We start from the raw sequence: 21740 nt of genomic DNA, 5'->3' as shown, positions 1-21740 counted from the left end.
GCAAGTCAGCCGTATCAGAACAGACCTCGAATAAAAACAACTTGAGGGTCGCCTGCGAACCATGAACATTCTCTACGATGAACGCGTCGACGGCGTCTTGCCTGACGTGGACAAAAATGCACTGCTCCAGGCCCTGCAAACCCAGCTTCCCGACCTGGAAATCCTCCATCAGCGCGAAGCGCTCAAACCGTACGAATGCGACGGGCTCTCCGCCTACCGCACCACGCCCATGCTGGTGGTGCTGCCGCGTCACATCGAAGAAGTCCAAGGCGTGCTTCGCCTCTGCCACGCGCGCCAGGTGCCCGTCGTCGCCCGTGGCGCGGGCACCGGTTTGTCCGGCGGTGCGCTGCCGTTGGAGAAAGGCGTGCTGCTGGTGATGGCGCGCTTCAACAACATCCTTCACATCGACCCCGCCGCCCGCACCGCCCGGGTCCAGCCGGGCGTGCGCAACCTGGCGATTTCCCAGGCGGCCGCGCCGTTCGGCTTGTACTACGCGCCGGATCCCTCTTCGCAGATCGCCTGTTCAATCGGCGGCAATGTCGCGGAAAACGCCGGTGGCGTGCATTGCCTCAAATACGGGCTGACCGTGCACAACCTGCTCAAGGTCGACATCCTCACCGTCGATGGCGAACACCTTACCCTGGGTTCCCAGGCCCTCGACTCACCGGGGTTCGACCTGTTGGCGTTGTTCACCGGTTCCGAAGGCATGCTCGGGGTGATCACCGAGGTCACGGTCAAACTGTTGCCCAAGCCGCAAACGGCCAAAGTGCTGCTGGCGGCCTTCGATTCGGTTGAAAAGGCTGGCCGGGCGGTGGGTGACATCATTGCCGCCGGGATCATCCCGGGCGGTCTGGAAATGATGGACAACCTGGCCATTCGCGCCGCCGAAGACTTCATCCACGCCGGCTACCCGGTGGACGCCGAAGCCATTCTGTTATGCGAACTCGATGGCGTGGAAGCCGACGTCCATGACGACTGCGACCGCGTGCGCCAGGTGTTGCAACAGGCCGGCGCCACCGACGTGCGCCAGGCTTGCGATGAGGCCGAACGCGTGCGCTTCTGGGCCGGACGCAAGAACGCGTTTCCTGCGGTGGGCCGCCTTTCGCCGGATTATTACTGCATGGACGGGACGATCCCCCGCCGGGAACTGCCCCGCGTGCTGCAAGCCATCGCGGCGTTATCGGCGGAATACGGCCTGCGGGTCGCCAACGTTTTCCACGCTGGCGACGGCAACATGCATCCGCTGATCCTGTTCGATGCCAATCAACCGGGCGAGCTCGATCGCGCCGAAGCCCTGGGCGGCAAGATCCTCGAATTGTGCGTGGAGGTCGGCGGCAGCATTACCGGTGAGCACGGTGTGGGCCGCGAGAAGATCAACCAGATGTGCGCGCAGTTCAACGGCGATGAGCTGACCGTGTTCCATGCGGTCAAGGCCGCGTTCGACCCGAGCGGGCTGCTCAACCCAGGGAAGAATATTCCGACGCTGCATCGCTGCGCCGAGTTTGGCGCCATGCATGTGCACATGGGTCAGCTGCCCTTCCCCGAACTGGAGCGCTTCTGATGGGCAGCGAACACGATTTCGACGACAGCGCCGCGCTGCTGGAGCAGGTCAACCAGGCCCTGGAAAACGCCACGCCGCTGCGTATCCAGGGTTCCAACAGCAAGGCGTTCCTGGGGCGCAGCGTGGCGGGCGAAGTACTCGACACGCGCTCGCACCGCGGCATTGTCAGCTACGACCCGACTGAACTGGTGATCACCGCTCGTGGCGGTACGCCGTTGACGGAGTTGTTCGAAGTGCTCGACGCGGCGCAGCAGATGCTGCCTTGCGAACCGCCCGCCTTCGGTGAAAATGCCACGGTGGGCGGCATGATTGCCTGCGGACTCTCGGGGCCACGTCGTCCCTGGTCAGGCTCGGTGCGCGATTTCATCCTCGGCACACGGGTCATCACTGGCCACGGCAAGCATTTGCGCTTCGGCGGCGAGGTCATGAAAAACGTCGCCGGCTACGATCTGTCGCGCTTGATGGCCGGCAGCTACGGCTCGCTGGGCGTGGTGACCGAAGTGTCCCTCAAGGTCCTGCCAAAACCACGGCAGACCTTGAGCATCAGCCTGGAGATGGACGCCCAGCGTGCCTTGCAGCGCCTGGCGGAATGGGGGCAGCAACCGCTGCCGATCACTGCCGCGTGCCACGATGGCCAGCGCCTGAACCTGCGACTTGAAGGTGGCGAAGGCTCGGTGGCCGCGGCCCACGACCGTTTGGGCGGCGAGCGACTGGACGCTTCGTACTGGCAGGACCTGAACGAACATCGGCTGAGCTTCTTCGATGAAGATCGGCCCCTCTGGCGCCTGTCCCTGCCGCCGAACACGCCTCGCTTGCCGTTGCCCGGCGTCCAACTGATCGATTGGGGCGGCGCCCAGCGCTGGCTCAAATCGGACGCCGAAGCGACCTTCATCCGCTCGATCGTCGAACAAGTCGGCGGGCATGTGACCTGCTACACCCCTGGATTGGCCGACAGCCCTTTCCAACCGCTGCCCGACGCATTGATGCGCTATCACCGGAACCTGAAGCAGCAACTCGATCCACGGGGCCTCTTCAACCCCGGCCGCCTGTACGCGGAGCTTTAAACCATGCAGACCACCTTGAGCGAATACGCCCGCCAATTGCCCCGCGCCGAAGAAGCCGAACGCATCCTGCGCAGTTGCGTGCACTGCGGTTTCTGCAATGCCACCTGCCCGACCTATCAATTGCTGGGCGATGAACTGGATGGTCCGAGGGGGCGCATCTACCTGATCAAGCAGGTGCTCGAAGGCAACGAAGTGACCCGCGCCACCCAGGAACACCTGGATCGCTGCCTGTCGTGCCGCAACTGCGAAACCACCTGCCCCTCCGGCGTCGATTATCACAACTTGCTGGACATTGGCCGGGCGGTGGTCGATGCGGCAGTCCCGCGCCCGCTCGGCCAACGCCTGTTGCGCGAGGGGTTGCGCAGCGTGGTGCCCAACCCCAGGCTGTTCAAAGGATTGGTGAGCGGCGGCCAGGTTTTCCGCGCGTTGCTGCCAGACACGCTGAAAGCCAAGCTGCCCCGCAACGTGCACCCAGCAAAGCCACGACCGACCACCCGCCATGACCGGCAAGTGCTCATGCTCGAAGGCTGCGTGCAACCAAGCCTCTCACCCAACACCAACGCAGCCGCCGCACGGGTACTGGATCGATTGGGCATCAGCGTCACCGCGATTCGCGAGGCCGGTTGTTGCGGGGCGGTGGACTATCACCTGGACGCCCAGGCCGCCGGCCTCGATCGTGCCCGGCGCAACATCGACGCGTGGTGGCCGGCCATTGAAAGCGGCGCCGAAGCCATCGTGCAAACCGCCAGCGGTTGCGGCGCCTTCATCAAGGACTACGGGCACCTGCTCAGCAGCGATCCGGCGTATGCCGCCAAGGCCGCAAAAGTGAGCGCCCTGGCCAAGGACCTGGTTGAAGTACTGCGCGACGAACCGTTGGATCAGCTCGGCGTACGCAGCGACCAGCGCCTGGCCTTCCACTGCCCCTGCACGTTGCAGCACGCCCAAAGACTCGGGGGCGCAGTCGAAGCGATCCTGGAAAAACTTGGATTCAACCTCACGCCGGTGCCCGACAGCCACCTGTGCTGCGGCTCGGCGGGCACCTACTCGCTGACCCAACCCGAACTGTCCCGGCAACTGCGCGACAACAAGCTCAACGCTCTGGAAAGCGGACACCCGGAAGTCATCGCCACCGCCAATATCGGCTGTCAATCCCACCTCGACGGCGCTGGCCGAACCCCTGTCCGGCACTGGATCGAACTGGTTGAAGAGGCGTTGCCTTGAGCGGCGGACTTGGATCATTCAACCCGGCACAAAGGCGAGCAACCGCAAACCCGCTCACGCCTGCCCTCCCTGCCCATCCGCCAACGCCGCGCCGTTGAGGTAATGGTCGCCCAGCAACCGGCGCTGGGTCAGCAACGCTGGCTCGGCGGCGTCCGGCAATGGCCGCGGCAAGCTGCGCCCGGCCAACTCGAAATACGCATGACCGGCCACGCGCGCCGCCTCCGCAGCGGCCAGGCGAAAGGCGATGGCGGTCGATTGGGACGTGTCGGCGCGTTCGAGCAAAGCATCGGCGGCGTCGATGCGGATGCGCAGGTCGCCGACTGCCGCGACCACCAGGGCCTCATGTCGCGCGCTCTGCCCGCGCAGGTAGTCAAGCAGAGCCGCCTCGACGTGGCGGGCATGGGCGAGGTCGCTACGACCTTGGGAATGTGAATGGGACATGCTCGATACCTCAGTTCCAGGAATGACGTTGTGGCTTGATGTCGTTGAGAAGCTGGTTGCCGACCAAGTGATATTTCCAGCGCACCGGGTCGTGCAGGGTGTGGGTCCGCGCGTTGCGCCAGAACCGGTCCAGGCCCTGGCTGGCCGAGACGCTGCGCGTGCCGCCCAGCTCCAGCAAACGGCTGGACGCCTCCAGGGCGATCTCGGTAGAGAGCACCTTGGCCTGGCCAACGATTACGGAAGCCTCGGCGACTCGTTCCTCGCTGGGCTCGGCGACGGCACGGTCGACGGCTCGGGCCGCACGCTGCAAAATCGCCTCGGCCGCCTGCAGGCGCCAGGCCAGTTCACCGATCAGCGCTTGGCCCAGCGGATCCTGCCAACCGTGCTGCAGGCCGCTGTCGACCCAGGGGCGCGCCTGGCGGGCGACGCGCAGGGTCTCGGCGAAGGCGCCACGGGCAATGCCGGTGTCCACCGCAGCTTGGATAATCTGCGAGATCGGACCGTCGGAAGTGGGTTGGTCATAGGCTTTCCAGGCCGGCACCACGTCGATGGCAGGCACTCGCACGCCGTCGATACGCACCTGGCCGCTGGCGGTGATGCGCTGGCCGAAACCGTCCCAACTGTCGATCACCGTCAACCCGGCGGCATCGCGCGGCACCAGGGCGATGTGCACATGCCCCGCCTCGTCCACTCCGGCAACCGGCACGATATGGGCGAACAATGCGCCGGTGCAGTAGGCCTTCTCGCCGTCGAGCACCGCCGTGTCGCCCTCGAAGCGGACCTGCGTCTGGAAGGTCGTGACGTATTGGCTTCGCGCTTCGGAAAAGGCGTTGCCGAAGCGATACCCCTGGAGCACCTTGGCGTAGTAGCGTTGCTTCTGCTCTTCGCTGCCGGTCAAGCCGAGATTGCTGAGGACGCCGAAATGGTTTTGCGGCAGCTGGCCGAGGGATGAATCGGCTGCGGAAATGATGGCGATCACCTCGCTGAGGGTGACATAGGACACCCCGGCACCACCGTAGGCCTTCGGCACGCTGATCGCCCACAGGCCGCTTTCGGAAAAGCGTTCCAGTTCATCCCAGGGCAGCCGTCGCTCACGATCGCGCAAGGCGGCCTCCCGGGCGAAATCCTCGGCCACATGCTGCGCCACCTCGATGGCCTCGGCGTCGCTGCGAATGATATGGGCCGGGCGCCGAGGGCCTGGACGGGCCGGCTGGGACGGGGCAATGGTCGGTGAATGGCTCATGTGCTGCTCCTTGCGTAACGGGTTCACCCAAAGCCAGAGCACACTCCGTACCAAGCCTTTAAACCCTTTGTATTCAACGCGTTGCGATCCGACAACAGGCCTGGAAAAGCCCCTGCAACAGCAAACTGCGGATTCACTGTTGCCCACCGAACACTCGACCGTCAGCCGGCCTTGCCGCCCAGATAGAAATGCTGGATGTCTTCCCGCGCCGCCAACTCCGCACCGCTGCCCTCACCCACCACCCGACCGTTTTCCAGGACGTAGGCGTAGGTGGCATGGCGCAGGGCAACGTTGATGTTCTGCTCGGCCACCAGAAAGCTCATGCCTTCCTGGGCATTGAGCTGGGCGACGATGGCAAAGATCTCCTCGACAAGGATCGGCGCCAGCCCCATGGAAGGTTCATCCAGCAACACCAGCCGAGGCCGGGTCATCAATGCCCGGCCGATGGCGAGCATCTGCTGCTCGCCGCCCGAGGTCAGTCCGGCCTGGGTCTTGCGCTTGGTCTTCAGGCGTGGGAACCAGGCGTAGATGCGCTCCAGATCCTGCTCCAGCTGCCGGCGCGTCGGCTTGCGCAGGAAACCGCCGCTGCGCAGGTTGTCCTCGACGGTCAGGTGCGCGAACACATGACGCCCCTCCAGCACGTGGACGATGCCCTGGCGGGCCAGCAGATTGGCTGCAACGCCGGCGGTGTCCTGCCCCTGGAAAGTGATCCGGCCCCGGCTGACGTGCGCGCGGTCAGCCTGGACCAACCCGGAAATGGCCTTGAGCGTGGTGCTCTTGCCGGCCCCGTTGGCGCCCAGCAGCGCAACGATGTCGCCCTGCCCGACCCGCAGGGAAACTCCGGCCACGGCAAGGATCGCGCCGTCATAGATCACTTCGATGTCGTGTACCGCCAATAGCTCACTGCTTGCGGTGCCGGCAAGGGTCGCAATGGTCATGGGTGCTTCCTCCTCGGGCGCGGGTGCGCCCGGTTGTGTGTCGTGTGCAGGGTCATTGCGCCGCGCAATCGCGGGCGGACACGCCCTTCTCTTTCGCATACTCGGCGGCCTTGGCATCGATCAACGGGCGCAACGTCACGCGGTCGGCCTGGACCCAGTCGGTGATCAGCTTCCATTGCTGGCCGTCCCATTGCTGGACCTTGGCGGCCCCGCCCCCTTCGTGGTCGCTGCAAGACAACTTCAGCGGCTGCATCAACCCAAGGAAACCAATCTCCTTGAGGCGGGCATCACCGAGGTCGAGGTGCTCCAGGCCCCAGCGACCTTCCTCACCGTTGAGCGGACGGTTGCCGAATTTTTCCTGCCCGGTGCGGATCGCCTCGACGGCAATGGCGGCGTTCACCAAGCCGGAGTTGTAGTAGACGCTGCCAAAACTCTTCGGGTCCTTGAGGTCGCTCTTGCCGGTATCGAGGATGTACTGGCGGATGCGTTGGTGGATGTCGAAGTCGGCACCGCCCGGATAAGGCGTCAGCGCCAGGTACCCCTTGCCCGCCTCGCCGGCCGGCAGCACGTCCTCATTGGAACTGGCCCAGATGTCACCGACGATGCGTTCCACCGGGTAGCCGAAACGCGCCGCAGTCTTGATCGCCACGGGCGTGGACACGCCCCAGGTCCGTAGAAACACCCAGTCCGGCTTGAGTTGCCGCACCTGGCGCCACTGCCCGGCCTGTTCGTTGCCCGGGTCGGCCACCGCGATCTGGATGTTCTCGAAGCCATACTTCTGCGCCAGCAGCGCCAGCGGTCCCTGGGTTTCTCGACCGTAGGCCGAGTCGTGGTAGACGGTGGCGATCTTCTTGCCCTTGAGCTTGTCCAGCCCACCCTCGCGCTCAGCCACGTAATTGATGAACGCCGAGGCCTCGCTGTAGAACGTCAGCATGGCCGGGAAGTTGTAGGGGAATACCCTGCCGTCGGTGGCCTCGGTACGGCCATAGCCGAGGGTGATCAACGGAATCCGGTCGGCTTCGGCCTTGTCCGCGAGGGCATAGGCCGCCGGTGCGCCGTTGGGTGCGTAGATCGCCACTGGCGCGCCGTTGAGGCCGTTCTTGAAGCGCTCGTAGCACTCGATGCCCTTTTCCGCCGTCCATTCGGTCTCGCATTCCTGCCAGACCAGTTTGACGCCGTTGATCCCGCCTTCCACGTCGTTGATGTAGCGCAGGTAGTCGATCATTCCGGCCCACACCGGAATGCCGCTGGAGGCATAGGCGCCGACCCGGTAGGTGGCCAGGGGGAAGAACTGTTCGTTGGCTGCCTGGGCAGCCGATACCAGCGTTGCACAGGCGCCCAATGCCAGGCCGATGGCGGCGAGGCTACGTTTGAAAGTTGCATGCATGTCTGTCTTCTCGATGTGGTCTTGTGCGGTGTTGGAAACCTCCTTTCCCTCGGTAGGGTCAAGGTTCGTTGGGTTGTAGGTCGGCGCTCAGAACCGCAGCGGCCAGACCCTGATGCGTTCGCGCAGGTCGCCGAGCAGGCGCGCCAGCCCCTCCGGTTCCTTGATCAGGAACCCGATGATCAAGGCGCCGAAGAGCACCTTCTGCAGGTTCTGCAATTGCCCGGCGTCGACGTTGCCGTTGAACAGCCATTGCCCGGCATGGCTGAGCAGGATCGGCACGAGGCTGATGAAGGCCGCGCCGATGAAGCTGCCGGCAATGCTGCCCATGCCGCCGATAATGATGATGAACAGAATCTGGAACGAACGGTTGATGTCGAAGCTGCCCGCGCTGGCTGTTCCCAGGTAAGCGAATGCCCAGAGCGCCCCGGCGATTCCCAGGTAGAACGAACTGACGGCGAAGGCCATGCGCTTGTCGCGCTCCACGGCAATCCCGATCACGGCGGCAGCGGTGTCCATGTCGCGGATCGCCATCCAGTTGCGTCCGACCTGGCTGCGCACCAGGTTGACCGCCACCCAGGTCAACAGCACCACGCAACTGAGGGTCAACAGGTAGCGGCCGACCGGCGTCGCCAGGTTATGGCCGAACAGTTCCAGGCGCGGCGCGCTGATGGTGCCGGACGAGGCGTAGTTGTAGAACCAGGGGAATTTGGCGAACACCCATTCCAGGAAGAACTGCGAGGCCAGCGTGGTGACCATCAGGTAAAAGCCCTTGATCCTTGAGCTGGGAATGCCGAACAGCAGCCCGACCACCCCGGCAATCACCCCACCGCCCAGCAGCGCCAGTGGCAGCGGCAGGCCAGGTACGCGCAGCAGCAGGCCGTAGGTGGCAAACGCCCCCACGGCCATGAAGCCGGCGGCGCCGACCGAGGTCTGGCCGGTATAGCCCGTCAACAGGTTCAGCCCCAGGCCCGCCAGCGACAGCACCAGAAAGGGAATCAGGATCGCGTTGAGCCAATAGTCGTTGCCCAGCCACGGCAACCCGACAAACGCCACCAACAACAGCAACAACAGGCCCGGCCGCCAACGGCGACGCACCAGGGTCAGGGGCGCGTCGTCGAAGCTGGCAGTGAGGCGCGGAACAGTAGCGGTCATGGCGTCATACCCGTTCAATGATCCGGTCGCCGAACAGGCCGGACGGACGGATGTAAAGGAAAATCAAGGCGAGGAAATAGGCGAACCAGGGCGTGATCCCGCCGCCGACCAGTGGGCCGATGTATGCCTCGGCGAGGTTCTCGGCCGCCCCGACGATCAGCCCGCCGACGATAGCGCCGCCGATCGAGGTGAAGCCGCCGATGATCAACACCGGCAGCGCCTTGAGCACCACCAGTGACAGTGAGAACTGCACGCCTTGCCGCGCGCCCCAGAGCAACCCGGCGACCAGGCCGACCACCCCGGCCACAGCCCAGACGATCTGCCAGATGCGGTTGAGGTTGATGCCCAGCGACAGTGCCGCACGGGTGTCGTCGGCCACGGCGCGCAGAGCGACACCGATGCGGGTCTTGTTGAACAGCAAGGCCAGCACCGCCACCGTCAGCCCCGACACGCCGGCGGCGATCAGGTCGAACTGGCTGACCATGATCTCGCCCACGAACAGCGGGACGTCCTCGATACCCAGGTCCAGCGCACGTACCTGGGCGCCCATCAGCCCTTGGGCCAGGCCTTCGATGATGAACGACAGGCCAAGGGTGGCCATGAACAGGGTGATTTGCGAGCGGTTGACCAGCGGACGCAGCACCAGCCGCTCGATCAACAACGCGCCGACAATCATCACCAACACCGTCAGGACCAACGCCAGGGCAAAAGAAAAACCCTGCTCGCGCAAGCTGACGAAGGTCAGCGCGGCGAACAGCAGCATGGCGCCCTGGGCGAAATTGAACACGCCGCTGGCCTTGTAGATCAGCACGAAACCGATGGCCACCAGGGAATACAGGGTGCCGGCCAACAGCCCGCCGACCAGGGTTTCCAAAAAGAAATTCATGCGTGCGAAACCCCCAGGTAAGCGGCGATCACATCGGGGTTGGCCTGGACTTCAGCGGGCGTGCCGTCACCGACCTTGCGTCCGTAGTCCAGCACCACCACATGACTGGAGAGGCCCATGACCACCTGGATGTCGTGTTCGATGAGAATCACCGTAGTACCCAGGTCGCGATTGATATCGGCGATGAAGCGGCTCATCTCCTGTTTCTCCTCGGCGTTCATGCCGGCCATCGGTTCGTCGAGCAACAGCAGGGTCGGTTGCGCGATCAGCGCCCTGCCCAGCTCCACGCGTTTCTGCAGGCCGTAGGCCAGGCTGCCCACGGCGACGTCGCGCCAGGCCTGCAACTCGAGGAATTCCAGCACCTGCTCGGCCCGCTCGGCGAACGCCCGCGCCTCGCGCCGGGCTCGCGGCAGGCCCAGGGCCTGTTCGAGGAAAAACGTGCGCTGGAAGCGCGACAGGCCGGTGAGCAGGTTGTCCACCACGCTCATTTTCTTGAACAGCGCATTGTTCTGGAATGTCCGGCCGATACCGAGCCGCGCCGCCTTCAGCGGATGCGGACGGCGCAGCGCTTCGGCAGCGAAGAACACCTGGCCGGCGTCGGCCCGGTAGACCCCGTTGAGGATGTTCAGCAGCGAACTCTTGCCCGCGCCGTTCGGCCCGATCAAGGCGCAGATCTCGCCAAGCCTGACGCTGAACGAGAGGTCGGAAATCGCTTTCACGCCCCGGAACGACAGCGACACATTGCGCACCTCCAACAGCGCACTCATGCCGCTCGCTCCAGGTATTCCCGCAACCACGCAGGGCCTTGCCGCACGGCGCCTGCGGGCGCGCTCGGCACCTCGATCCGGCGCAGTCGCTGGAAACCGAGCAGGTGCCGCACCCGCGCCTTGAGCCAGCGTCGCAGGCCACGGCGCGGATCATCCAGAGTCCATTCGCATAGCCGTCGGCGCCAACTGTCCGGGGCCGGCAGCCGGGCTTCTATTTCCGCCGCCAGCGATTCGACTCGCGCCGCGGACAGCAGCAACGCCGTCGGGGCGATCTCGCGGCGATCGCGGCTGGCCGATTCTCGAGTTTCCGGAAAGGCCAGGCCTTCGCCGCCCTCCAGCCAGCGACGGAACAGGTGCGCCAGTCCATCACGCCATTCGGTGCCTTCATCGATCCACACCACCGCGTCGTCGGCAACCTGGGCCCAGCCCTGGCGCTGTGCAGTCGGCGCCTCGGCGACGAACAGCACCGACAGCGATTGCACCTGCCACAAGCCGCGACGCACCGCATTGGCCTGGGCCGAATACAGCCGCAACGGCCAATCATCATCGAGACCGCACTGCAGCCAGTGCGACACGCTTTCGCGGCGCTGGACAAAGGCGAACGCCGGACGGATCAGACGTAGCTGGCGTCGCAGATCCTCACCCTGACTCTCGCGGTCGATCACCACGCTGTGCCCACCCAACTGGCGCGCCGCCAGTGCCAGGATCAGCAGGCTCGGCTCGAAGGCGCCGCTCAGCGCCAACCGCGCCCCCGGGGCAAACCCCTGCTGGCGCAGACCATCGCAGACACGCTCGACCTCGCGTTGCACATCGATCCACCGCCAGGCCCCCCACACGCCGAGGCGTCGATGACGCAAGGCAATCTGCGTCGGTCGCTCCCTGGCCCAACGTTGCAAGGCGACCAAGGCGTTGTCCGTCACGCTTTCAGGCAGTGGTGCATTGAGTTCGAAGAGGCTCATGCGCTTACTCCTCATCCACCAAGGCCGGCTCGGCTACACGGGTGCGCTGGCCCAGCCGGCTCAAGTCCCGATAACCGGCACCCGGGTGGCTGGCGGGCAAGCGCGGGCCGTCACCGAACAGCTTGTCGCGCAGGGTGCCGGGGCGGTATTCGGTCTTGTACGCGCCGCGCTGTTGCAGCTCGGGCACCAGCAGGTCAACCACATCGCGGAAGGTTTCATGGGCCAAGGCGTAGGCCAGGTTGAAGCCGTCCACATCGGTTTCCTCGACCCAGGCCTGTAACTCGTCGGCGACGGTTTGCGCACTGCCGACGATCAACGGGCCGAAGCCACCGATGCCGACCCAATCGGCCAGTTCCTGGACGGTCCACTGCTTGTCCGGGTCGGCGGTCGAGAACGTCTCCACGGCCGACTGGATGGCGTTGGTATGGATGTGCTTGAGCACCTGGTCGGGTCGGTACTGACCGAAGTCGATGCCGGTCCAACCGGAAATCAGCGCCAGCGCGCCCTCGTAGCTGCTGTAGGATTTCAGCTCCTGCCACTTGGCCTGCGCCTGGGCGTCGGTCTCGTCGACAATCACCGTTTGCAAGTTGAAGATCAGCACCTTGCGCGGATCGCGCCCGGCCTCGGCGGCACGCCGGCGGATATCGGCCACGGTCTTTTTCAGGATGACCTTGGACGGCGCCGCGACGAATACGCACTCCGCATGCCCCGCAGCAAAGTCCTTGCCGCGACTCGATGCCCCCGCTTGATAGAGCACCGGCGTGCGCTGCGGCGACGGCTCGCAAAGATGGATGCCCGGGACCTGGAAATGCTTGCCCTGATGACGGATCTCGTGGACTTTGCTCGGGTCGCTGAAGATGCCGCGCTCCCGGTCGCGCACCACCGCGCCCTCCTCCCAACTGCCTTCGAACAGTTTGTAGAGCACCTCGAGGTATTCGTCGGCGTAGTCATAGCGCGCATCGTGATCGCTGAGCGCCTTCTGCCCGAGATTGCGCGCCCCGCTGTCGAGGTAGGACGTGACGATGTTCCAACCGATCCGCCCCTTGGTCAGGTGGTCCAACGTGGACAGGCGACGGGCAAAGGGATAGGGATGTTCGAAGGTCAACGAGGCAGTCAGGCCGAAGCCCAGGTGCTCGGTCACCAAGGCCATCGGCGTGATCAACGCCAGTGGGTCATTGACCGGGACTTGGGTCGCCTGGCGGATGGCGGCGTCGCCATTGCCGCCGAGCACATCGTAAATACCGATGACATCAGCGATGAAGATACCGTCGAACTTGCCGCGCTCCAGCAACTTGGCCAAGTCGGTCCAGTAATCGAGGTCCTTGTACTGCCAGGCCCGGTCCTTGGGGTGTCGCCAGAGCCCCGGAGACTGATGACCGACGCAGTTCATCTCGAAGGCATTCAAACGAATTTCACGTGGCATGGAAACTCCTGCTCGATAGATTCAGCACCCAGTCCCGGTGCTCTTTACTGTTCTATCAACACGATTCATGCCAAGAAAATTGTCCTTTAGATTTCAATCAGTTAGATATTTTCCCAGCCAGCAAGGGTGCTGGTTCATCCATAGAGATGTTGATCAGCTGTTCGGTGGCAAACAGTGGCCTGCTCGTTGGAAAAACCCGCAGGAGTCTCCCGACTCGGCAACTGATCTGTCCATGCAGAGGGGACAGGCGCTACGCTTGCCCAGGTCAGCAGCGGCTCATGGAGTTGGAAAGCCAATGGAGAAGAACAGTGAACTTGACCAGGCCACCTTGCGCCTGACCGTCAGCGCCTGCGCACTGTTGTATATCGTCGTGCTGGTCGGCCTCGATCCGGACGCCGCCACGCGTTACGCCCCCATCATCATCTACATCGTCACGTTCATCTTCGCCTCGGTGTTCCTGCGCATGGCAATCAAGCGCTGGCCAGGGCATTTCTTCTGGCGGCGTCTTTTCGCCATGTTGCATGACTACACCGGTATTGCGTTCGCCATGGTGCTGGGGGGCGAAGGCGCGTTGCCGATCTATGCAGCGCTGCTCTGGGTCACCCTGGGCAATGGCATGCGCTTCGGCTCGCGCTACCTGGCCCTGGCAACGGTCATTGCACTGTCGACCTTGGTGCTGATTTTCTGGCTCAACCCCTTCTGGCACACGCAGCCCTACATGTTCCTGATGCTGATCGTCACGACCATCGTGGTGCCGGCCTATGCGCACATCCTGCTCAAACGCACACGCATCGCCTCCGAAGAGGCGATTGCCGCCAACCAGGAGAAATCGCGATTCCTGGCACAGGCGAGCCATGACTTGCGCCAGCCGATCCATTCCATTGGCCTGTTCACCGCGTGCCTGAGGGACGCCAGGCTGGGCCTGGAGGAGCTGCGGCTGGTGGACAACATCGACCGCTCGCTGCACACCGTGTCGCAACTGTTCCGCTCGATCCTCGACATCTACACCCTGGATCACGGCAAGTGGGTACCGCAGGCTGACACCGTCCACTTGGGCGCCTTGCTGCAAGACGTCGTCAAGCAGAACACCGAGGCCGCGCGCTGGGCCGGCGTCGAGCTACGCCTGCGCGCCTGTCCCTATTGGGTCAACGTCAATCCCGGAATGCTGACCACCATGGTCCAGAACCTGCTGTCCAACGCCCTCAAATATGCGCCGGGGCAACCGGTATTGATCGGTGTGCGGCGCCAGGGCAAGCGCCTGGCCGTGGTGATCTACGACAAGGGACGCGGCATCGCCAGCGAGCATCTTCCCGAGGTATTCAAGGAGTTTTATCGCGTGCGCCATGTCCGCGATAAAGACGTCGAGGGGCTTGGCCTCGGCCTGTCCATCGTCAAGCGCATCAGCCAGTTGCTCAATGTCGACATCCACATCCGTTCGATAGTCGGCCAAGGCACCAAGGTGGCGATCAGCGGCCTGGAGCCAGCGGCACCCCGGGCCTCGGCGCCCAGGGTCTCCGGTGCCCGTGACCGCTTGAACGGATTACGGGTGTGCCTGGTGGAAGACGACGCCAACGTCCTGATGGCGACGTCCGCGCTGCTCGAGAAGTGGGGTTGCGACGTGCAAGGTCACAGCGACGGCGAAGGCTTGTCCAGCGACTGCGACATCGTGATCGCCGACTTTGACCTGGGCACCAAGGTCTCCGGTGCCGAGTGCATCGCCGCGATACGCGCCCAACGCGGCTGGGAAGTCCCGGCGCTGGTGATCACCGGACACGACATCGAGCGGATCCGCCAGTCCCTGCAAAACATGAATGTCTCGGTGCTGGCCAAACCTGTACGCCCACCGGAGCTGCGAGCGGTACTGCTTGAGCAGCTCAAGGCCATGGATCGCCAGGGCGAGTTTCCAGCCAAGGCGTCCTCGGAACCGGATTGAAAGTCCGGGTGGTCAATGACTGAAGGCTTGGCTGAAAGACGTGTCGATAATTCCAGCAGTGGCCAACGGCGCCGGCAGGGCCTTGACCGTGTACAGGAAGTCCGCCGTGCTCTGCAGGTCGGCGGCGGCCTTCGGGTCTACCGGACCGACATTCATGTGGGCCTGGCGCAACCAATGGCGCGAAACGTCCTGGTCCAGATTGGCTTTCTTCGCCCAGAGGTCGGCGTATTGATCGGTGTGGTTGTCGACCCAGGCGCGGGCCTGCTTCACGCGACCGAGGAAGTCGGCGATGGCTTCGCGCTTGTTGTCGATGGCCGGCGTCGAGGCGGCAATGGCGCTGAGGCCGGGCATCAGATTCTTCGCCGTCAGGATCGGCCGGGCGCCGGAGAACAGGATCTGTTGCGAGATGTAGGGTTCCCACACCGGAAAGGCGTCGATGCTGCCCTGGGGCAAGGCGGCGGCCGCATCGATGGGCATCAGCTTGATGAACTCGACGTGGTTGTCGGGCAAGCCGGCCTGCTCCAAGGCGCGCAGCGTCAGTTGCTGGCTCCAGGCGCCGGGCCAATAGGCGACCTTCTTGCCCTTGAGGTCGGCGATGGTCTTCACCGGCGAGTCCTTGGGCACCAGTAGCGCAATGGTGTCCGGGTTCTGCCGCGAGACACCGATCAGCTTCACCGGTGCCTGTTTGGCAGCCAGGAACAAAAAGCCCGAGTCGCCGAGGAAACCCAGGTCCAGGTCACCGGTATTCAGCGCCTCGGCCAGCGGCGCAGCGGCTTGGAAGTGCTTCCAGTCAACGCGATAAGGGGCGCCTTCCAGCACGCCCGACGCCTCCACCGAAGCCCTGACGTTGTAATAGTTCTGGTCGCCTACGTGCAGCACCAACGGCTCGCCAGCCTGGGCCAAGGGGGCGGCGAACAGTGTGCTGAAGAGCAGACGGCGCAGGGATCGGGTGAACGTCATGACAGCATTTCCTGGATGATTTTTTAGAACATAACGCTCCTATCAATTCCTTTAGAAATTCTTTTAGCGCATAAGCTCATAGTCATAATTCAGCCAGTGTTCATGGGGCAACAGCACCGCAACAGACTGTTCGCCGACCAACATTTCCTCCGATGCCTTGCGCAGTGTCAGCGCCCGTTGGCCGCCCTTTCGAGGCTGTGGCACAGAGCCTGCATTATTCCTTTAAGGCGCGATTTTTTCCCGCTGGCCGATCTTTCGGAAATAAGAACATTGCTTTCTCACCGCCTTGTCTGGAGCTTTCCATGAAACCCGCTCTCCGTTTCACCCTGGCCCACGCTAGACACCTGATCAGCGCCTGCACCCTGGCGCTGGGTCTGCCGTCCATGGTCCTGGCCGCCGAAAGCCCTCCAGCCGAAGTGCATCTGGACTACGCCTATTATTCGCCGGTCAGCCTAGTGCTCAAGCACTTCGGTTACCTGGAAAAAGCCCTGCCCCAGACCAAGGTGAGCTGGGTCTTGAGCCAGGGCAGTAATCGTTCGCTGGAATACCTCAACAGCGGCGGCGTCGACTTCGCATCGTCCGCCAGCCTCGCCGCGGTGTTGAGCCGAGCCAATGGCAGCCCGATCAAGTCGGTGTATGTCTACAGCCGCGCCGAATGGACAGCGCTGGTGGTGCGCAAGGATTCGCCCTACCAGACAGTCGCCGACCTCAAGGGCAAGAAGATCGCCGCCACCAAGGGCACCGATCCCTACCTGTTCACCCTGCGCAGCCTGCAACAAGCCGGGCTGAAGAAAGACGATGTGGAACTGGTGCACCTGCAGCATCCGGACGGGCGCACCGCACTGGAAAAAGGTGACGTCGACGCCTGGGCCGGTCTCGATCCGCACATGGCCGCCAGCGAAGTCCAGGCCGGATCGCGCCTGCTGTATCGCAATTCCGCTTTCAACAGCTACGGCGTGGTCAGCGTCACGGAGAAATACGCCCAAGAGCATCCGCAGACCATCGACACCGTGATCGCCGCCTACGAACAGGCCCGGACGTGGTCGGTGGAGCATCCGCAAGAACTGGCCAAACTGCTGGCCGACGAATCCGGGCTGCCGCTGGAGGTTGCCAAGCTGCAACTGTCACGCACCGACCTGGGCAGCCCGCAGCTGAGTGCCAAGGATGTGTTGGCTTCCAAGGCGGCCGCTCCGATCCTGGTCTCCGAGGAATTGGTACGGCGCGGGGTGAACGTCGACCAGGTGATCGATCAACTGCTCGACACCGGCCGCCAGCAAGCCGTCGCCCGTCAATAACCCCTAGCCCAGGCGACAACCGATCCGCGCCTGGCGCGGATTCGGCATTGCCGGAGAATCGCCATGAGCAGCAACAGCAAAGACCTCTCCAACCCACACCTGGCCCTGTCCCCAGCGGACAGAACGCCGCTGTTCGATTCCGATCGCTGGCGACTGCGCCTCAAGGGATTGGCCCTGCCGGTGCTGATCATCGTGTTGCTGGAGATCATCGTGCGCATCGGTTGGCTGCCCGCCTACCAGATGCCGGCCCCCAGCGAGATCGCCCTGACCCTTGGCGAACTGGCCGAAGGCGCCCTGTGGAAGCACATCAGCGCCAGCCTGCTGCGCGTGCTACTGGGCTTTGCCATCGGTGCCAGCCTGGCGTTGGTCTTCGCCGCCTGGGTTGGCCTGAGTCGGGAAGCCGAAGCCTACCTGGAACCGACCTTCGCGGGCCTGCGCTCGATCCCCAGCCTGGCCTGGGTGCCGTTGCTCCTGCTGTGGCTGGGCATCGACGAAACCTCCAAAGTGGTGCTGATCGCCATCGGCGCGTTCTTTCCGGTGTACCTCAATGGCGTGGCGGCGATTCGCAACATCGACCGCAAGCTGGTGGAAGTCGGCCACATGTATGGTTTCAGCCGTCGCCGCCTGGTGCGGCGGATTCTCCTGCCTGCCGCCCTGCCCGGCCTGTTCACCGGGTTGCGCAGCGGCATGAGCCTGGCCTGGATGTTCCTCGTGGCCGCCGAACTGATCGCCGCGACCAAAGGCCTGGGCTATCTGCTCAGCGATGGTCGCGAAACCTCGCGCCCGGACATCGTGCTGGCGGCGATCATCGTGCTCGCCGTGCTGGGAAAGCTCAGCGACGGCCTCCTCGCCGGCCTGGAGAAACGCTTCCTGGCCTGGCGCGACACTTTCAACGGCACCGAGGACTGAGCCATGCCCCAAGCCCTGCTGGACATTCACGTGGCGCGCAAGAGCTTCGCGACCACCACCGTGCTCAACGACATCCACCTGCAACTGCAGCCTCGGGAAACCGTGAGCCTGCTGGGCCCCAGCGGCTGCGGCAAAAGCACCTTGCTGCGCATCGTTGCCGGCCTGGAAAAAGACTTCGAAGGGCAACTGCTCAGCCACACCGAACAGTTGGCCTTTGTGTTCCAGGAACCGCGGTTGATGCCCTGGCTGACGGTGCAACAGAACATCGGCTTCAGCGACGATGACCGCTATGACAAAGCCTGGGTCGCGCAGTTGATCGAAGAGGTTGGCCTCAGCGACTTTGCCGACGCCTTGCCCAAGGCGTTGTCCGGTGGCATGGCGCAACGGGTGGCGATTGCCCGCGGCCTGTATTCGCGGCCGCGGGTGCTGCTGCTGGACGAGCCCTTCAGCGCCGTGGACGCTTTCACCCGGATGAAACTGCAAGACCTGTTGCTGCAACTGGCCGAGCGTCACGCTATCGCCCTGCTGCTGGTAACGCACGATGTCGACGAGGCGCTGTACCTGAGCGACCGGGTCCTGGTCATGGACAATCGCCCCAGCCGCATTCGCCAGGAACTGGTGGTGCAACTGCCGCACCCACGCGATCGGCGTGACCCGTTGCTGGCCAGGCTCAAGGCATTGGCGCTGACTGAGTTGCACCGGGCTCACGTAATTTAATCAGGGCGCTTCGCTAAGCATTTAAAAGTATTAACAAATAAATAATCAGTATTTATGGTTATAAACATAACCACGTACTCTCAGCTCATCCCGTCCCATTGGTCACGACAGTGAAGTGCCTTATGAAACCGACTGACAACGTTATCGATTGCGTCCAATTCCGCAAACGCAAGCAGGCCCAGCAACGGGCCCGGGCCATGTGGGAAATGTACGCGCGTAATGCCGGTTACCAGGCGTTCCAGTGGGTCCAGGCATCCCAGTCGACCGCGACGTACCAGGCGTGAGCGCCCAGGAACCCTCGCGCTTTTTGGCGAGCACCGACGAACCCGAAGTGGATCTGAACAATCTGGAAGCCTTGGATGAGGATCCGATCTGCGAACGGGTCGCGCAAAACTTGCAACGCCTGCGCGGCAAGCGACACTTGTCCCTCGACGCCCTTGCCCGCCAGTGCGGGGTTAGCCGGGCCATGCTGGCCCAGATCGAATCCGGACGCAGCGTGCCGTCGATCAAGGTGCTGTGCAAAATCGCCAAGGGTTTGAAGGTATCGGTCGCCGCATTCCTCGAACACCGTGCGTTCGAAGGCGTGGCGGTGCTGTCGGTCAGCCAGAGCAAACGCCTGGTCAGCGCCAGTGGTGCCTTCGTCAGTCGCGCCCTGTTCCCGTTCGACGTGGCACGCCAATCGGAATTCTACGAACTGCGCCTGGGCCCCTTGGGCGAGGACCAGTCCGAAGGGCACGGGCCTGGCGTGCAGGAGAACCTGGTGGTGTCCCAGGGTGTGTTGGAGATCAGTGTCAACGACGAGCGCTACCTGCTTTCCACGGGTGATTCGATTCTGTTCTACGCCGACCAGCCACACCGATATCGCAACCCGGCCGACAGTGAAGCAGTGGCGTACCTGGTGGTCACCTATCCGGAACGCCTGGACTGAAGACGAACATGCAAAAAGCCCGGCATTAACGCCTAGATGCTGTTCAAGGCACTCGACAAACCCGTGGCGAGGGAGCTTGCTCCCGCTGGGCCGCGCTTGTAGGAGCTGCCGAGCGAAGCGAGGCTGCGATCTTTCCAATGACACTCGAATCCCAAGCGAAAGATCAAAAGATCGCAGGCTTCGCCAGCTCCTTCAGAGCCGAGCGGGAGCAAGCTCCCTCGCCACAATGGATCGTGCCCGCGTCGAGAGCGAACCAGCCCGGTTGTCATCAGCAGGTGCAGCACATCATCGGCATGCCATTGCAGCTCATCATCATCGGCATGCTGCAGTCGCCCATCATCTTCATCATCAACGCGCAGCAGTTTTTCATCATGTCCATGTTCATGCCGGCCATCGGCATGACTTTGCACATCATGCAGTCCGCCATCACCGTGCTTTCCATCACGCACTTCATCGACGGCATCGGCATGCCCATCATCGGCATTGGCATCATCATGCTCGCCATCGGCATGGCCGTGCTCACCGGGGACATGCACATCATGCTCATGTTGCCGCAGTGCATCATCATCGGCATGCCGCAGTTCATCATCATCTGCATCATGTCGGCGCTGTTCTTGAACATGGCCATGTCCATGCCGGCAGCGGGCATCATCTTGCACATCATGCCGTCATCCATCATTTCGCAGGTCATGGTCGCCATCATCATCGGCATGCCCATCATCGGCATCATCGGCATGTTGGCGTTCATCGGCATTGGCATCTGCATGGCGTTCATCATGGTGGTGTTCCCTGTAGGTTCGAGAGTCGGACAAGCTGATGGGGGCGGATTCTAAGGATTGGCCCGGGCCCGACAAGATGGCGATCGAACAGCAGGAATGAACGTTCAAGCAGGCTTACCGGAGTGACGCGCGCCAAGCCTTCTGTTATTGCACGTCTTTCGCTCTCATTGCAGACAGTAAGTAAACGACAGCGTCGATTTCCCGGTCATGGGTATGCCATCCAACGCTATATAAATAACCGTAAGAAATAATCGATCTAAACTCGCATACCGGCCGGACGCACGACCCGGCGGGGTCCGAGATAGGCGCGTCCCATTCCTGGCCCGACTCAAAGCCCTCGCCCCCAATGAACTGCAGAACTTGCCAATGACGGAACGATTGCGAGAATCTCCGCCACATGCAGCGATGGCTTTCAGTTGCTTAAAGAATTGACGCAGAGGAACAATCATGACGGAGCTGCCAGATGGGAGCGATCACGACGCAGCGTCCGACGACGTGAGCCTTGCCGCCTGGACTCGGGTCTGGGCGGATCTCGGCGTCAGGCACGCACCGCTAGAGACGTTTGAAGAACTCATTCGACACTATTGCGAGCCACACCGCGCTTATCACAACCGCCAGCATCTAGCGGAGTGCCTCCACGTACGGCGACGCGTCAATGCCGCTTGCCAGGCACCCGCCGAAGTTGACCTCGCGCTATGGTTTCATGACGCGATCTACGACCCCCTTCGCACCGACAACGAGCTGCGCAGTGCACAGTGGTTGGACGACGTGGCACGGGATAACGGACTGGACGAGGAAACACGACGCAGGCTTTACGACCTGGTCATGGTGACACGGCACGACGGTGCCCCAGCGACGGCAGACGAGGCGGTGCTGGTGGATACTGACCTGGCGATCCTGGGGGCCTCCTTCGAGCGGTTTGAGGAATACGACCGGCAAATCCGCCTTGAATACCAATACGTGCCCCTGCCTATGTACCGTCAGAAGCGGCGCCAGGTCCTGGAGCGTTTCCTGGCGCGTGAGCGTATCTACACGACCCCCTTGTATTTCGAGGCATTCGAGCAGCAGGCACGGGAAAATCTCGCCCGGGCTATCCCCCGCCTTGATTGAAAACCGGATTCAAGCGTCAACGTGATTCGTCTTCAAGGTTTTTCAGTCATTCGCCGATACAGGCCTG

At 63.2% G+C, this 21740-nt stretch carries 21 protein-coding genes; 10 read left to right on the top strand and 11 right to left on the bottom strand.

The features are described from left to right. Nucleotides 1-61: 61 nt before the first annotated feature. From glcD to glcF, 3 genes are read left to right on the top strand one after another with little or no spacing between them, the layout of a single operon-like run. Nucleotides 62-1561, top strand: a complete 1500-nt coding sequence (glcD, locus tag JMN22_RS03445; protein WP_198795813.1) for a glycolate oxidase subunit GlcD — start codon at nt 62-64, stop codon at nt 1559-1561. Further along, nucleotides 1561-2625: a glycolate oxidase subunit GlcE gene (gene glcE, locus JMN22_RS03440; protein WP_030141727.1), complete on the top strand. Its 1065-nt coding sequence runs from the start codon at nt 1561-1563 to the stop codon at nt 2623-2625. Before glcD ends, glcE begins: the two co-directional genes overlap by 1 nt. Before the next feature lie 3 nt (nt 2626-2628). Continuing rightward, nucleotides 2629-3846 (top strand): glycolate oxidase subunit GlcF, encoded by a 1218-nt coding sequence (gene glcF, locus JMN22_RS03435; RefSeq protein ID WP_198795812.1) that lies wholly within the window; start codon nt 2629-2631, stop codon nt 3844-3846. A gap of 54 nt (nt 3847-3900) precedes the next feature. Here glcF and JMN22_RS03430 read toward each other — a convergent pair whose 3' ends face one another. The 9 genes from JMN22_RS03430 to JMN22_RS03390 all read right to left on the bottom strand — a co-directional run bounded on the left by JMN22_RS03430 (nt 3901) and on the right by JMN22_RS03390 (nt 13042). After that, nucleotides 3901-4287, bottom strand: coding sequence for a hypothetical protein (locus tag JMN22_RS03430; RefSeq protein WP_198795811.1), 387 nt, complete (start codon nt 4285-4287; stop codon nt 3901-3903). Between the two features lie 10 nt (nt 4288-4297). After that, nucleotides 4298-5530 (bottom strand): SfnB family sulfur acquisition oxidoreductase, encoded by a 1233-nt coding sequence (locus JMN22_RS03425; protein ID WP_198795810.1) that lies wholly within the window; start codon nt 5528-5530, stop codon nt 4298-4300. A gap of 161 nt (nt 5531-5691) precedes the next feature. Beyond that, nucleotides 5692-6468, bottom strand: a complete 777-nt coding sequence (locus JMN22_RS03420) for an ABC transporter ATP-binding protein (protein WP_198795809.1) — start codon at nt 6466-6468, stop codon at nt 5692-5694. Nucleotides 6469-6520: 52 nt separating this feature from the next. Continuing rightward, the gene (locus JMN22_RS03415) at nt 6521-7855 is read right to left on the bottom strand and encodes an ABC transporter substrate-binding protein (RefSeq protein ID WP_198795808.1); all 1335 of its coding nucleotides are present in this window, start codon (nt 7853-7855) and stop codon (nt 6521-6523) included. Nucleotides 7856-7942: 87 nt separating this feature from the next. Then, the gene (locus tag JMN22_RS03410; RefSeq protein ID WP_030141731.1) at nt 7943-9007 is read right to left on the bottom strand and encodes a branched-chain amino acid ABC transporter permease; all 1065 of its coding nucleotides are present in this window, start codon (nt 9005-9007) and stop codon (nt 7943-7945) included. Between the two features lie 4 nt (nt 9008-9011). Then, nucleotides 9012-9893, bottom strand: coding sequence for a branched-chain amino acid ABC transporter permease (locus JMN22_RS03405; RefSeq protein ID WP_030141732.1), 882 nt, complete (start codon nt 9891-9893; stop codon nt 9012-9014). Then, nucleotides 9890-10660, bottom strand: a complete 771-nt coding sequence (locus JMN22_RS03400) for an ABC transporter ATP-binding protein (protein WP_198795807.1) — start codon at nt 10658-10660, stop codon at nt 9890-9892. Before JMN22_RS03400 ends, JMN22_RS03405 begins: the two co-directional genes overlap by 4 nt. Then, nucleotides 10657-11619, bottom strand: a complete 963-nt coding sequence (locus tag JMN22_RS03395) for an AMP-binding protein (protein WP_198795806.1) — start codon at nt 11617-11619, stop codon at nt 10657-10659. The genes JMN22_RS03400 and JMN22_RS03395 overlap by 4 nt, the downstream gene beginning before the upstream one ends. Nucleotides 11620-11623: 4 nt before the next feature. After that, nucleotides 11624-13042 (bottom strand): LLM class flavin-dependent oxidoreductase, encoded by a 1419-nt coding sequence (locus tag JMN22_RS03390; RefSeq protein WP_198795805.1) that lies wholly within the window; start codon nt 13040-13042, stop codon nt 11624-11626. Nucleotides 13043-13337: 295 nt separating this feature from the next. On the opposite strand from JMN22_RS03390, the gene JMN22_RS03385 reads away from it, so the two are divergent. After that, on the top strand, nt 13338-14975 hold the full coding sequence (locus tag JMN22_RS03385) for an ATP-binding response regulator (protein ID WP_198795804.1): 1638 nt from the start codon (nt 13338-13340) through the stop codon (nt 14973-14975). Nucleotides 14976-14987: 12 nt separating this feature from the next. Here the strand turns inward: JMN22_RS03385 and JMN22_RS03380 are convergent, their stop codons facing one another. After that, on the bottom strand, nt 14988-15935 hold the full coding sequence (locus JMN22_RS03380; protein WP_198795803.1) for an ABC transporter substrate-binding protein: 948 nt from the start codon (nt 15933-15935) through the stop codon (nt 14988-14990). 302 nt (nt 15936-16237) lie between these two features. Here JMN22_RS03380 and JMN22_RS03375 point away from each other — a divergent pair, with 302 nt between their 5' ends. The 5 genes from JMN22_RS03375 to JMN22_RS03355 all read left to right on the top strand — a co-directional run bounded on the left by JMN22_RS03375 (nt 16238) and on the right by JMN22_RS03355 (nt 19784). Further along, the gene (locus JMN22_RS03375; RefSeq protein WP_198795801.1) at nt 16238-17230 is read left to right on the top strand and encodes an aliphatic sulfonate ABC transporter substrate-binding protein; all 993 of its coding nucleotides are present in this window, start codon (nt 16238-16240) and stop codon (nt 17228-17230) included. 63 nt (nt 17231-17293) lie between these two features. Next, the gene (locus tag JMN22_RS03370; RefSeq protein ID WP_198795800.1) at nt 17294-18139 is read left to right on the top strand and encodes an ABC transporter permease; all 846 of its coding nucleotides are present in this window, start codon (nt 17294-17296) and stop codon (nt 18137-18139) included. 3 nt (nt 18140-18142) lie between these two features. Continuing rightward, complete coding sequence (locus JMN22_RS03365) at nt 18143-18856, top strand: ABC transporter ATP-binding protein (protein WP_198795799.1); 714 nt, start codon at nt 18143-18145, stop codon at nt 18854-18856. 122 nt (nt 18857-18978) lie between these two features. Next, nucleotides 18979-19140, top strand: coding sequence for a hypothetical protein (locus tag JMN22_RS03360; RefSeq protein WP_198795798.1), 162 nt, complete (start codon nt 18979-18981; stop codon nt 19138-19140). A gap of 53 nt (nt 19141-19193) precedes the next feature. After that, a complete protein-coding gene (locus JMN22_RS03355) occupies nt 19194-19784 on the top strand; it encodes a helix-turn-helix domain-containing protein (RefSeq protein ID WP_170866797.1) in 591 nt (196 codons plus the stop codon). Between the two features lie 268 nt (nt 19785-20052). Here JMN22_RS03355 and JMN22_RS26485 read toward each other — a convergent pair whose 3' ends face one another. After that, a complete protein-coding gene (locus JMN22_RS26485) occupies nt 20053-20562 on the bottom strand; it encodes a hypothetical protein (RefSeq protein WP_236010238.1) in 510 nt (169 codons plus the stop codon). Between the two features lie 448 nt (nt 20563-21010). Here JMN22_RS26485 and JMN22_RS03345 point away from each other — a divergent pair, with 448 nt between their 5' ends. Beyond that, nucleotides 21011-21673, top strand: coding sequence for an HD domain-containing protein (locus JMN22_RS03345; RefSeq protein WP_198795796.1), 663 nt, complete (start codon nt 21011-21013; stop codon nt 21671-21673). The last annotated feature ends 67 nt before the right edge of the window (nt 21674-21740 follow it).

It is taken from the genome of Pseudomonas sp. HB05 (assembly GCF_016756915.1).
Lineage (GTDB): Bacteria > Pseudomonadota > Gammaproteobacteria > Pseudomonadales > Pseudomonadaceae > Aquipseudomonas > Aquipseudomonas alvandae.
The sequence above is the reverse complement of the archived record's forward strand: the minus strand, read 5'-3'. Positions and strand labels throughout refer to the sequence as shown.

Coding starts and splice junctions, on each gene's coding strand:
- JMN22_RS03370 (WP_198795800.1), top strand. CDS start 17,294: ATGAGCAGCAACAGCAAAGACCTCTCCAACCCACACCTGGCCCTGTCC.
- JMN22_RS03385 (WP_198795804.1), top strand. CDS start 13,338: ATGGAGAAGAACAGTGAACTTGACCAGGCCACCTTGCGCCTGACCGTC.
- JMN22_RS03375 (WP_198795801.1), top strand. CDS start 16,238: ATGAAACCCGCTCTCCGTTTCACCCTGGCCCACGCTAGACACCTGATC.
- JMN22_RS03345 (WP_198795796.1), top strand. CDS start 21,011: ATGACGGAGCTGCCAGATGGGAGCGATCACGACGCAGCGTCCGACGAC.
- JMN22_RS26485 (WP_236010238.1), bottom strand. CDS start 20,562: ATGATGAACGCCATGCAGATGCCAATGCCGATGAACGCCAACATGCCG.
- glcF (WP_198795812.1), top strand. CDS start 2,629: ATGCAGACCACCTTGAGCGAATACGCCCGCCAATTGCCCCGCGCCGAA.
- JMN22_RS03415 (WP_198795808.1), bottom strand. CDS start 7,855: ATGCATGCAACTTTCAAACGTAGCCTCGCCGCCATCGGCCTGGCATTG.
- JMN22_RS03410 (WP_030141731.1), bottom strand. CDS start 9,007: ATGACCGCTACTGTTCCGCGCCTCACTGCCAGCTTCGACGACGCGCCC.
- JMN22_RS03405 (WP_030141732.1), bottom strand. CDS start 9,893: ATGAATTTCTTTTTGGAAACCCTGGTCGGCGGGCTGTTGGCCGGCACC.
- JMN22_RS03395 (WP_198795806.1), bottom strand. CDS start 11,619: ATGAGCCTCTTCGAACTCAATGCACCACTGCCTGAAAGCGTGACGGAC.
- JMN22_RS03430 (WP_198795811.1), bottom strand. CDS start 4,287: ATGTCCCATTCACATTCCCAAGGTCGTAGCGACCTCGCCCATGCCCGC.
- JMN22_RS03360 (WP_198795798.1), top strand. CDS start 18,979: ATGAAACCGACTGACAACGTTATCGATTGCGTCCAATTCCGCAAACGC.
- JMN22_RS03400 (WP_198795807.1), bottom strand. CDS start 10,660: ATGAGTGCGCTGTTGGAGGTGCGCAATGTGTCGCTGTCGTTCCGGGGC.
- JMN22_RS03390 (WP_198795805.1), bottom strand. CDS start 13,042: ATGCCACGTGAAATTCGTTTGAATGCCTTCGAGATGAACTGCGTCGGT.
- glcD (WP_198795813.1), top strand. CDS start 62: ATGAACATTCTCTACGATGAACGCGTCGACGGCGTCTTGCCTGACGTG.
- JMN22_RS03420 (WP_198795809.1), bottom strand. CDS start 6,468: ATGACCATTGCGACCCTTGCCGGCACCGCAAGCAGTGAGCTATTGGCG.
- JMN22_RS03425 (WP_198795810.1), bottom strand. CDS start 5,530: ATGAGCCATTCACCGACCATTGCCCCGTCCCAGCCGGCCCGTCCAGGC.
- glcE (WP_030141727.1), top strand. CDS start 1,561: ATGGGCAGCGAACACGATTTCGACGACAGCGCCGCGCTGCTGGAGCAG.
- JMN22_RS03365 (WP_198795799.1), top strand. CDS start 18,143: ATGCCCCAAGCCCTGCTGGACATTCACGTGGCGCGCAAGAGCTTCGCG.
- JMN22_RS03380 (WP_198795803.1), bottom strand. CDS start 15,935: ATGACGTTCACCCGATCCCTGCGCCGTCTGCTCTTCAGCACACTGTTC.